General features: G+C 42.8%; 11 protein-coding genes. 1 reads left to right on the top strand and 10 read right to left on the bottom strand.

Annotated features, from left to right (window positions below; all coding sequences use genetic code 11):
* Positions 1-28 precede the first annotated feature (28 nt).
* From HMPREF2983_RS14295 to HMPREF2983_RS05950, 7 genes are all read right to left on the bottom strand, one after another.
* The gene (locus HMPREF2983_RS14295; RefSeq protein WP_246829360.1) at positions 29-247 is read right to left on the bottom strand and encodes a hypothetical protein; all 219 of its coding nucleotides are present in this window, start codon (positions 245-247) and stop codon (positions 29-31) included.
* A 249-nt stretch (positions 248-496) separates the two neighbouring features.
* Positions 497-652 carry a hypothetical protein gene (locus HMPREF2983_RS14290; RefSeq protein WP_246829359.1) on the bottom strand — a complete coding sequence of 52 codons (156 nt, stop codon included), beginning with the start codon at positions 650-652 and terminating at the stop codon, positions 497-499.
* Positions 653-834: 182 nt separating this feature from the next.
* Positions 835-1,650 (bottom strand): class I SAM-dependent methyltransferase, encoded by an 816-nt coding sequence (locus tag HMPREF2983_RS05970; RefSeq protein ID WP_070667367.1) that lies wholly within the window; start codon positions 1,648-1,650, stop codon positions 835-837.
* A 444-nt stretch (positions 1,651-2,094) separates the two neighbouring features.
* The gene (locus tag HMPREF2983_RS05965) at positions 2,095-4,398 is read right to left on the bottom strand and encodes a bifunctional dihydroorotate dehydrogenase B NAD binding subunit/NADPH-dependent glutamate synthase (RefSeq protein ID WP_070667366.1); all 2,304 of its coding nucleotides are present in this window, start codon (positions 4,396-4,398) and stop codon (positions 2,095-2,097) included.
* Between the two features lie 100 nt (positions 4,399-4,498).
* Positions 4,499-5,791: a serine--tRNA ligase gene (gene serS, locus HMPREF2983_RS05960; RefSeq protein ID WP_070667365.1), complete on the bottom strand. Its 1,293-nt coding sequence runs from the start codon at positions 5,789-5,791 to the stop codon at positions 4,499-4,501.
* Between the two features lie 126 nt (positions 5,792-5,917).
* Complete coding sequence (locus HMPREF2983_RS05955; RefSeq protein WP_004374988.1) at positions 5,918-7,189, bottom strand: M64 family metallopeptidase; 1,272 nt, start codon at positions 7,187-7,189, stop codon at positions 5,918-5,920.
* Positions 7,186-7,566 carry a 2-amino-4-hydroxy-6-hydroxymethyldihydropteridine diphosphokinase gene (locus HMPREF2983_RS05950; RefSeq protein ID WP_018920409.1) on the bottom strand — a complete coding sequence of 127 codons (381 nt, stop codon included), beginning with the start codon at positions 7,564-7,566 and terminating at the stop codon, positions 7,186-7,188. Before HMPREF2983_RS05950 ends, HMPREF2983_RS05955 begins: the two co-directional genes overlap by 4 nt.
* A gap of 78 nt (positions 7,567-7,644) precedes the next feature.
* Here HMPREF2983_RS05950 and HMPREF2983_RS05945 point away from each other — a divergent pair, with 78 nt between their 5' ends.
* A complete protein-coding gene (locus HMPREF2983_RS05945; protein WP_018920408.1) occupies positions 7,645-8,568 on the top strand; it encodes a glucosaminidase domain-containing protein in 924 nt (307 codons plus the stop codon).
* Between the two features lie 7 nt (positions 8,569-8,575).
* Here HMPREF2983_RS05945 and HMPREF2983_RS05940 read toward each other — a convergent pair whose 3' ends face one another.
* The 3 genes from HMPREF2983_RS05940 to HMPREF2983_RS13785 all read right to left on the bottom strand — a co-directional run bounded on the left by HMPREF2983_RS05940 (position 8,576) and on the right by HMPREF2983_RS13785 (position 11,478).
* Positions 8,576-9,319, bottom strand: a complete 744-nt coding sequence (locus HMPREF2983_RS05940; RefSeq protein ID WP_004374991.1) for a TIGR02757 family protein — start codon at positions 9,317-9,319, stop codon at positions 8,576-8,578.
* Between the two features lie 71 nt (positions 9,320-9,390).
* Entirely contained in the window at positions 9,391-10,872 is a 1,482-nt protein-coding gene (locus HMPREF2983_RS05935) for a tagaturonate reductase (protein ID WP_070667364.1), read from the bottom strand.
* A gap of 366 nt (positions 10,873-11,238) precedes the next feature.
* Positions 11,239-11,478, bottom strand: a complete 240-nt coding sequence (locus tag HMPREF2983_RS13785; protein WP_141757631.1) for a hypothetical protein — start codon at positions 11,476-11,478, stop codon at positions 11,239-11,241.
* Positions 11,479-11,608 lie beyond the last annotated feature (130 nt).

Genomic DNA, 11,608 nt, shown 5'->3' with positions numbered 1-11,608 from the left:
TTTTTTCTGCCTATCAATAGGGAAGGGATTATTTGACAATCTTCTTGCCATTGATGATGTATAAGCCTTTTTTCGGCTGGTGTACACGTCGGCCAGAAAGATCATAGACTATACTATTGGTAAGCTTCTTGGCACGGAGGCTCTTGATATTTGTTGTCGTATTCTTGCCTTTGAATTCCTGTTTGTATTTCTTTGCCTTATCAGAGAAAATTTCAAAGGTTAGTTCTATCCGACCATCTTCGTACACAAAACTGTAATTATTATCTATAGCCCCCCAAAGCATTATCTGCTTATTGTCTTTTGTTTCATATTTCTCTCCAGAGAGTAGGGAACCAGGAAAAATATTCCAACGCTTTTTCCCAGCTTCATAATTGGCTCCTAATCCATGGAATGGAATTTCTTTGAATTCATCATCTCCTAATTTAAAGTCTTTCAGTACTAACTTCGTGTCATTTCCAGTCTTGATAATTTCTACATCAAAGACTTTCTCTGCTTCTTACTTTTTAGTTTCTCCTTCGTTGATAATTAGTGTAGTGGTAGCTTTTCCTTTATAAACACCAAGTAGCTTTTCCGGAACATCTTGTGCCATCATCAGGCCTGTCTGGATGAGCAGAATGGCAGAAAGGATTGATTTTTTGAAAATTTGTGTCATGTTTTTGAATTATATTATTTACAGCTTGCAAAGGTAATAAAAAGTATATATTCCCACAATACCATGTTGTACAAAACATTCTGTAATCAATGAAGAAATATACAAATACTACTAAGAGACTGTCAATGGATATGTGATATCATTGACAAAAGAAAGACAATAGTATAGAGTTTATATTAAACTCATGTCTTAATGGCCAGTTTTACCACACGCTGGTTGTAATGGCGGAAGAAATAAGGAATTTTATAAAGCATTCTGAAAATGAAAGGAAAACGCCCATGATCGTATTTGCTCATGTAGAATTCTTTTTCGAGCTTTATCTTTGGATTCCATGCTTCCATATCCCTTGTGTTTAGCAGTGACCATTTGAATTCTATGTCTTTATCTACTTTCCGTAGAGAGTCATGCTGTCCGGAATGGCCAACCAAAGCGAAAGCTAACATGTCGAACACTATGGTAGCATTGTCGAAGCGGGTGCAAAGTTCATGAAAAAAGGCCTTTATCTTTTCTGGTTCAAAGTACATCAATACACCTTCAATGATGATGAGGATTGGTTTTCCATGGGATTTCACGATTTCTGTCCAACCATACTCAAACATGGAAGATGTTATATAGGTGTTTCGTTCACTTTCAGACAACAACTGGCGACGTAGTCTGATAGCATCCTCAATATCCAAGTCGTACCAGTGTGTTACTGACGGACGATGAAGTCGTTCATACCGGGCATCTATACCGGCTCCCAGTTGGATAACCACTGCGTCTGGATGATTATAGAGGAAATCTCGGATTTCTGCATCAATTAGGCTCGCCCTGACACAGCATCCTGCCTGTGAGAATTTTGCCTTGCTGAACTTGGAAAAATCATATTCTATTTTCTCCATAATTTCTACAGCCTTTTCATCATGCAGCAGAGCATCCGCACGTTTGGTTTCTTCAGCCTTTGCCCATAGCGTTATCAGCATGGTCTCAGATACATTTGTAAGTTTACTTTTAACCATATATTCTATTTTATTGTTGTCAATGTGGAAAGTGGGAATTATTCATCTATATCTTTAAGCGAAAAGAAATACACAGTATCATTGAGTGCACAAAAGAATGAATATCTTTCTATTGAGCAAAGGTATGGAAGACAGTCAGGATATACAATCCCTAAAAATAGTGATTTTTTTTACATAGGAAGTTTTGTGTGTTAAGGCAATAAGAGAAGTCTTCTTTTCATAGCTCCTGCTTGCCTTGCAACTTTCTTTTTTTTATAATCTCTTACTTGTTCAAGTATAAAAAGAAGTTATACAAAATGGTTGTTTGTCTGCCCCTTGGTATTTTAGAGAGGTTTTATCAATAGAACGACTTGAAAAGTTATATTTCCCTTGAGTTTTATTTTGTTTTATTCTTTTGGAAAAGACTGCTTTTCAAGTCTTTTTGGGCTTTATGGTATTCTTATTTTAGCTCTTTGTCAGTTGTTTGGCCATGTTTTCAGCTGCACGTCGGCCATCACCCATGGCTAAGATTACCGTGGCTCCACCACGAACAATGTCACCACCCGCATAGATTTTGGGCAGGTTAGACTGCATCTGTTCGTTGACAGCAATCGTATTCTTACGACCGAGCGCCAGCCCTTCAATGCTTTGCGGTACTAAAGGATTAGGCGAAACGCCCACTGCTACTATCACTTGGTCACATACTATCGTGATAGTTTGCCCTGTCGTTTCTGGCCTTCTGCGTCCACTTTGATCGGGTTCTCCGAGTTGCATGACATCAAGAATGGCTGCTTTTACGGCTCCATTGTCATCTGTCAGATATTCTTTCGGATTGTGAAGTGTAAGGAATTGAATGCCTTCCTCCTTGGCATGTTTCACCTCTTCAATGCGGGCTGGCATCTCAGCTTCACTGCGCCGGTAGACCAAAGTGACATCAGCGCCTAATCGTTTAGCTGTACGGCAGGAGTCCATGGCTGTATTTCCGCCACCCACAACGAGGACTTTCTTGCCTAAGTTGATAGGAGTGTCGGTATGAGGATTGGCTGCATCCATGAGGTTTACACGAGTCAGATATTCATTGCTCGACATGATATTCAGCGCGTTCTCGCCAGGAATGTCCATGAAATTAGGCAATCCCGCACCCGAACCAACAAAGATTCCTTGGAAACCTTTGGCTTTCAGTTCGGCTATACTGATAGTTTTACCTATGATAACATCTGTTTGGAAGTGTACACCCATCTTGCGAAGATTGTCAATCTCTGCCTCTACGATGCGGTTGGGCAGACGGAATTCGGGTATACCATATTTCAACACACCGCCAATTTCATGCAAAGCTTCGAACACATAAACATCAAAACCATTCTTTGCCATGTCACCGGCAAAGCTAAGTCCAGATGGCCCCGAGCCAACTACAGCCACTTTGATGCCGTTTGAGGCTGCCATTTCCGGTAAAACAGTTTGTCCACTCTCGCGTTCGTAGTCTGCGGCAAAGCGTTCCAAATATCCAATGGCAACAGGTTCGCTTTTCATTTTGTGGTGTATGCATCGACTTTCACACTGCTTTTCCTGTGGACATACTCGACCACAAACAGCAGGAAGGGCAGAAGTTTGCTTGAGAATGCGGGCTGCCTCAATAAATTCGCCCTTTTCAATCTGCTTGATAAAGCCCGGTATATTTATGTTTACGGGACAGCCTTCCACACAGCTTGGGTGCTTACAGTCGAGACATCGTTGGGCTTCGCGCATAGCCATTTCTGCAGTCAAACCTTGATTGACCTCTTCCAACCGTGTTGTTGCACGATAAGCTGGGTCGAGTTCGGGCATACGGACACGTGGAATTTTCACCCGGTCCTTGGCTTTGAGAGGTTCCTGCTGGGGCAGAGGAGTGTGCTTGGGGAGAGGGATAGGGGATGCTGATGGGACAGAAGGCCCTGTCTCAGGTAGGCAGAGATGTTCTTGATAATGCTCCATTTCTTCCTTTTCCACGGCTTTAAAAGTGCCCATGCGCTTGAACATCTCGTCCCAGTCAACCAATGCACCGTCAAATTCAGGCCCATCTATACAGACAAATTTTGTCTTACCTCCAATTGTCAGACGGCAAGCGCCACACATACCTGTACCGTCAACCATGATGGTATTCAGTGAAACATCGGTTGGGATATTGTATTTCTGAGTGAGAAGACAGCAGAACTTCATCATGATGGGTGGACCGATGGCAAATGCTTTATCAATATGTTCCTGTTGTATCAGTTTCTCGATACCCACAGTAACAACACCTTTTTCACCATAACTTCCATCATCGGTCATGATTATCGTTTGGTCACTTGAAGCTCTTACTTCGTCTTCAAGTATAATCAATTCTTTATTACGACCTGCCAAAACAGATAGAACACGGTTGCCTGCTTCCTTCAATGCACGGATAATAGGAAGCATGGGGGCCACGCCAACACCACCTCCTGCACAGATGACTGTACCGAAATTCTCAATATGTGTGGGATTTCCTAATGGTCCTACCACATCAGCCACCTCATCACCTTTATTGAGGTTGCAAAGTTTGGTAGATGAAAGTCCAACTTTCTGTACAACAAGTTTGATAGTTCCTCGCACTTTGTCAGCGTCAGCAATGGTTAAAGGCATACGCTCACTGTTCTTGTCTACTCTGACAATAACAAAGTTTCCTGCGCGTCGGCTCTGGGCTATCAGTGGTGCTTCAATGTCGAAACAGAACACCTTCTCGGAAAACTGTCTTTTTGAAATGATTTTGTTCATGGAAGATTAGATAATGTTTTTGTGTGTAATAGTTCGCCTGAAAGGTAGAAAATCAGTATTGAAAAGCTGTTACGCTCAACAATACTGATTTCCTTATGTATTAATTGTTCTTGTCATCAAGATATTCGAAACCACAATAAGGTACGAGCACTCTGGGCACACGAATACCTTGTGGGGTCTGGTTGTTCTCCAGAATTGTAGCAACAATACGTGGTAAAGCAAGAGCCGAACCATTCAGTGTGTGACAGAGTTCTATCTTCTTGTCCTCTGCATGACGATAGCGACAATGCAGGCGGTTAGCCTGATAGCTTTCGAAGTTTGAAACCGATGAAACCTCCAACCAGCGGTGCTGGGCTGCTGAATAGGTTTCAAAATCTACGCAGATGCTTGATGTGAAACTCATATCACCGCCACAAAGTAGAAGCAAGTGGTAAGGTAATTCAAGTTTTTTCAGCAAACCTTCCACATGATCGAGCATCTCTTGCCATGACTGATAAGAATGTTCGGGAGTATCAATACGCACAATCTCAACCTTGTCAAACTGATGCAGACGGTTCAGTCCACGCACATCTTTACCATAACTTCCTGCTTCACGGCGGAAACAAGCAGAGTAGGCACAATGCTTGATGGGCAGGTCTTTCTCGTCAAGAATCTCGTCGCGGAAGATATTGGTCACGGGGACTTCTGCTGTAGGTATCAAGAAAAGGTTGTCAAGATTGGCATGATACATCTGCCCTTCCTTGTCAGGAAGCTGACCTGTGCCCAAGCCCGAAGCTTCATTGACAACATAAGGAGGTTGGATTTCTACATAACCCGACTTGCGTGCTTCATCAAGGAAGAAAGCTTCGAGTGCACGCTGGAAACGTGCCATTTTGCCGATATATACTGGGAAACCTGCCCCCGTAATCTTCACCCCGAGGTCGAAGTTTACGAGATTATATTTCTTCAACAAGTCCCAATGGCAGAGGGCATCATCGCCCAATTGAGGCATGTTAGTGATATCTTCTTTGATAACAACATTGCTACTTGCATCTTTGCCTTCCGGAACTCTGTCGTTTGGAATGTTTGGAATGTCAAGGAGTGTCTGCGTCATATCCCCCTGTGCCTTGTCCATGATTTCTTGGAGTGCCTTGTCGGTAGCTTTCAATTCAGCAACAGTGTTCTTGATTTTTTCGGCTTCTTCTTTCTTGCCTTCTTTCATCAAACCACCAATCTGCTTAGCCAGTTGATTTTGTTGTTGTTTATTGGAGTCAAGCTTCTGCTGAGCCTCACGACGGATTTTGTCGTATTCTAAAACTTTTTCTACAGCCTCACGAGCACCTTCAAAGTGCTTTTTCTCCAGGCCTTTAATCACACGTTCAGTTTCCTCACTGATGAGTTTAAGTGTAAGCATAGCTTATCTTTTAATTTATTGTATTCTATTATTTGCGCAAAGTTACTAATTTTTTTCGTTGCGACAAAGAATTAGACTTTGAACATTGGTGTTCTAATGATGATATTGCCTATATGTTTAAGTTTTCTATTTTGTATAGAATTCAATCAGACGGGTAATAGCTCTTTGGCATGCAGGACAGAATTCTGGGTTTTCATTTGTGCGCATTCGGCAATCCATCGTTGGACGGTAGACGCCTTTAAGGGCATAGCCAGCACCCTCATAAACGCCAACATGATGTCGGTTGGCTGCTGTAGGTGGAGTCGGTATTGGTGTTTTCTTTTGGATGAGGTCTTCCCATTTGCCATGGAAGTCGACCAGGGTCGTAATGTTTGGTTCCCATGGTTCAATATCGTGTGGATACATGGGAATTTGTTCATATTCATAGCCATATTCATCAGCAAGGCCTGCAAAGCTATGTCCAAACTCATGAACCACGACAGGGCGTGTCAGTCGATGGTGAGCCATGGAAAGATTGTAGGAATTCAGAATACCACCTCCTCCATAATGGTCTGTGTTTACAAGAACGATAATATGCTCGTAGGGAATACCTGAGAGCCAATCATGTAAATCCTTGATATTGAGCGTAGTTAGATATCGGTCACTATAGAATGTATCGAAGTGGCTGCTTAATGCTGTGTTTTTCCAGATACCTTTAGAGGGTTCGCTGGTTCCACTGTCTTTTGAAGGAGCTTCAACGGCTACAACAGAAAAGCGGTCTTTCATGCTTTTGAAAGGTTCATGGGCAAATAATGCTTCCATGGCATTGTTTACATCGCTGATAAATGTCGGCATCTCTGCGGGCTGATATCCTTCTGCAATATAGGCAATGTGAATACAGTTGCTTGTATCTTTTGGAGCGAGCATCTGTATAAATGGCGTGCGTTTGTTGTACCCAATCTTTCGGATAAGAATGTCAGAGGGAACCACCTGGTGGGTAAAGCTTGTCGTAACCTCTCGTCTGTTGTTGCGTAAATCGATAGTGATGTCTACGGTATCTTTGGGCATAGGTACGAGAAAAACGTTTTCAAAACTTCTTGAAGTAGTTTTTGCTTCGTCATAAGAGAGCCATTCCTGGAAGAGCGTTGAAAATGAATTTCTATAAATCACGTTACCCGTATGGTGGTGGCGCACTGTAATTTGTCCATTTCCCTCTACTGGAATTTCTGCCAGTCTTTTGTGCTTTCCATACCATCGCGGCGAGCGATTGAGCTTATCTAATGAGATTTCCTGATGCTTGGCGTTGCCTGAGAAAATGTAATCAATGCGGAGCGTTGCATCTGTAAAGTAATCATCGAAGTGTTGTGCTTCGGCATAAAGACTCGTGAAGAGTGCTAAAATCAAAAAGAGTTTTTTCATTTTAGTTTCATTTCTTTAAGGAGTTGCTGGATATAGGGACGATTCCAATCGTTTTCATGAAGCTTCTGGCTTCCATATTTAAGGATGTCGATGTCCATGGCGACAATCTTTTCCTTACGCTGAGACTGCGTGTCACCGCATAGAAGTTCGATGTGTTTGATGTCATGGAGTGTTTCTTTGAGACTCTCTTTCGTAGAGCAAATGGCAAGTGTGTTGAGAAATTGGGGAGAAGTCATGCCTATGGGATTTGTCCACAGTCGTTTGGAAAAAGTGATGTCTGGGAACAACTGTTTCAATATCACTTCTGCATGGGATATGTTTTGCAGAGGATTATGATTAGACCCCAAAGCCATGATTATCTGTTTATCGTAAGACATGTTGCAAAAATACTAATAATTAATAAAAGCCACTATTTTTCTTTGTGGTTTTTTCTTATATTTCGTAAATTTGTTGCCATGATGAAAAAAATGTCGATATTCTTGTTTCTTTGTCTGTTTGCGGCATCGAATATGACTGCACAGATGCGTTGGAATTCTGTATATCAGGGATATATAGACCAGTACAAGAACCTTGCCATTGAAGAAATGCTCCGCTATAACATTCCTGCAAGTATCACTTTGGCTCAGGGAGTCTTTGAAAGTGGGGCTGGCAGAAGTGAGCTTACCGTCAAGGGAAACAATCATTTTGGAATAAAGTGTCATGATTGGCTTGGAAACACTATTTATCATGATGATGATGAACGTAATGAATGCTTTAGGGCATACGATAATGCGATGCAAAGTTATGAGGATCACAGTAACTTTCTTCGGAATAACGTAAGATACCGTAGTTTGTTCTCGCTTCGGCGTACAGATTACCGTGGGTGGGCTCGTGGCTTGAAAGCCTGTGGATATGCCACCAACCCTCTGTATGCGGATAAATTGATAGAACTCATTGAACTTTATAAACTCTATGAACTTGACCGGGCCACTGGGTATGACAAGTTCATGGCAAAGCGTGGCGGTTATGATAAGCCTGTTTCAAAGGGTATGCCCCTGCATCCCATTAAGATTTATAATCAGAATTATTATATCATTGCACGTGCCGGTGATACTTTCAAGGGTATTGGAAAGGAGATTGATATTTCTTATCGTCGAATTGCCAGATATAATGAGCGTAATAAGGATGATATGCTTCAGCCGGGTGAGGTTATCTATCTGAAAAAGAAACAGAAGAGGGCAGATAAGGCTTATAAGGGGCGTCCACATATTGTGAGGCCCAATGAAAGCATGTATAGTATTGCGCAGATGTATGGAATCAGATTGAAGAGCCTCTACAAGATGAATCATCTTTCGCCTGACTATCAGATAAGAGTTGGTGACGTGTTGAGAGTTTATTAAGGCGCGGTCAGTGGTTTACGCCATAGCCGAAGAGTGCGAAGTCACCTTTCAGAGGGTCTTCGGGAAATATGTCAAGCATGATGGCTGTAAGTTTGTTGGCTGCTTTCATGCTTGTGCTTTTTGTTGTGATAAGTCCTAATCGGTTGGCCTCTTGAATGACATGGGTGTCGAGTGGCATGATGAGCGTTCGCTTATCAATAATTTCACTCCACAGACCGAGGTCGACAGGGGAGTCGTTGCGTACCATCCAACGCAGAAACATGCAGAGTCTTTTGCAACTTGACAGTGTGTTGCGCGGTACGATGTGTGAATGTTCTCCTGTGTTGAAGAATGTGCAGAGCGCCTCTATCAGTGTGATAGCCTGATGATTGCAGGTGTGAAGTCTTGCAAAGTTTTCCATGGAGCCATAGGCCACGAGCAGACTTTTCAGGTTGTCGAGGAACAGATGAACTGTGTGGTTGGTGTATAGTCTGTAGAACGTTTGTTGATTGTCGGGAATATTTTCTTTGAATGCGTCTGAAAGAAGCCAGCTGCTTAGTTTTCCTTCAGAACTGTCGAGAATGTATTGAATCTTGGGAAAGAATAATTCCCGTCGGCCATAGCTTAGGCAGGAGGCTATAAATGCCATGATTTCCTTGTCGTGATTGTCTGCCGGTATGTGCATGAAAAAAGAGGGATCGTCAAAGAGGAACGTCTCTGTTTCATATTGCAGTGCTGCCTTCTCAAGTGTTTTTTTTATTTTTCTGTCCATGTTTTTCAGAAATCCCTTTATTATCCGTTGTCATAGGGATAATAAAGGGTATAGTGACAATTCAAAGTGTGTCAGATAATCTCCTTGACCGCCTCGAGCATACCTTTGGCTTGGATGAGGTCGAGATGTTTCTTGAGCATTTCTGTAAGTCCAGGTACGGTCTTGTTGAGGTTTTCATGCCATACCTCTTTGAGTGCAAGGACGCCTTCTGCCACCTTTCGTGTGTCTGCCGTGTTCCAGAGTTCTGTCAGTTTATCCATGATTTTAGGGTCATCGTTTGGAACAATGGCTGTTCCATCTTCACGGTTGCCACCTTTATAATAAGTGATAATGGCTGCCAAGCCAAATACAAGTCCTTGAGGAAGGGTGCCTTTCCTTTCCAGATATATTTTCAGTCCGGGTAGGTCGCGTGTTTCATATTTTGGGAAAGAGTTGAGCATGATAGAAGTGACCTGATGATCGACAAAGGGATTTTCAAAGCGCTCGAGCACATCAGAGGCAAACTGTTGGAGTTCGTCTTGGGGCAAGTCCAATGTCTGCATGAGTTCTTCAAACTGAACTTTATGAATATACTTGCCTATCACTGGGTGCTCGCATGCATCACGGACAATGTCTATACCACTCAGGTAGGCTACAGGAGAAAGCACTGTGTGGGGACCGTTGAGCAGTGTCACTTTGCGCGCATGATAGGGTTTCTCATTGTCGGTGATAAGCACATGCAGGCCTGCCTTGTGTGCGGGAAACTCTTCCTGCAGCTGCTCTACGGTCATGTTTTCAGCTTTTTCGATAACCCACAGGTGGAAAGTCTCGGCCTTGACCACAAGATTGTCCTTATAGCAGATTTGCTGTTGGATTTCGCTGATGTTTTCACGAGGGAAGCCTGGAACAATTCTGTCGACAAGCGTTGCACAGACGAAGCAATTGTCGGTAAACCAATCCTTGAAGCCTTTATAGTCACTTCCGAGGTCGTCTTTCCACAGTTCTATGTATTGATAGATACACTCTTTCAGCCGATGCCCATTGAGGAAAATCAGTTCACACGGCATGATAATCATTCCCTTGTCGGGGGCTCCATGGAAATATTGGTAACGGTGGAACAGGAGTTGAACCAGCTTGCCGGGATAGCTGGATGCAGGCTTGTCTGCAAACTTGCAGGTTTCATCAAAGGCAATACCAGCTTCAGTGGTGTTGGAAATGATAAATCGCATCTCGGGTTGCTCTGCCAGAGCCATGAAAGCCTGATGCTGTGTGTAGGGGTTGAGGGCACGGCTGATGGCATCAATACGTGTCAGCGTGTTGACTGGCTGACCATTTTCTTTTCCTTGCAGATTTAGGTGATAGAGGCAATCCTGTCCGTTGAGCCAGTCAACCATGCCGTGTTCAATAGGTTGAACTACAACGACAGAAGCGTTGAAGTCTGTCTTCTGATTCATGTTGAAGACAATCCAGTCAACAAAGGCGCGGAGAAAATTACCTTCTCCAAACTGGATGATTCTCTCAGGCATAGTGCTTTTGGGGGCTGTACGCTTGTTCAAGGATTTTAATTCATTCATGATTAGTTTTTTGTTATTCGTTTATTAGATGAATATGTTTCTAATCACAAAGGTAATCAAATTTGTTGATAGCTTGCATGCTGTCTGCACAGAAAAGCAACGTAAAGGTTTACGCTCATTCTCCTATTTGCCGCTCTTGCTTTTTTTATCCGATTCTGCCTGCGTCTGGTGTCAATGTGCATCATGTATGTTTTGGGGTTAATGTTACATGTAATATGTAATATTGTAATTTTTTCAAAGCTTTGTTCAAAGGCTTTGTGTAGCATGTTGCCTGCCGGGTGTACGCCTCGCAGCGGTCTGTGGACGCAGATGATGGGTGTGTGAGTGTCAGTCTCAGTCTCTCTCAGAACGTAATCACTACGCTTGTCAGAAATCCCTCTCTCTCAGGGATAGTTCTGTGGTTGCCGGATCTGTTGTTTGTCTTTCAGGATGTGTGGTGCGCTGTTGTCTGTCTTTTGCAAAGATAATACATGACAGGCCGAAAGCCATGGAAAAGCGCGATTGAGGCGCGTTAATGGATGTTAAACTCCAAAAAGAGGCGATTTGCCGTGGCAAACAGTCTGTCTGCAAGGCCGTTTCAAAGTGCTTGTCGGTTTCTAAAGCCATGTTAGATATCCTCTGCTGTATTCCAAAATATTACATATTACATGTAACGTTTAGGTCGATTCACTGCTTTGAGAATTGGGGGGAGAGAGAGATAGTTTATTATAATATATAATATTAATATTATATATTA

It is taken from the genome of Prevotella sp. HMSC077E09 (assembly GCF_001814685.1).
GTDB lineage: Bacteria > Bacteroidota > Bacteroidia > Bacteroidales > Bacteroidaceae > Prevotella > Prevotella oris.
This window is presented reverse-complemented; position numbering and strand designations above follow the sequence as displayed.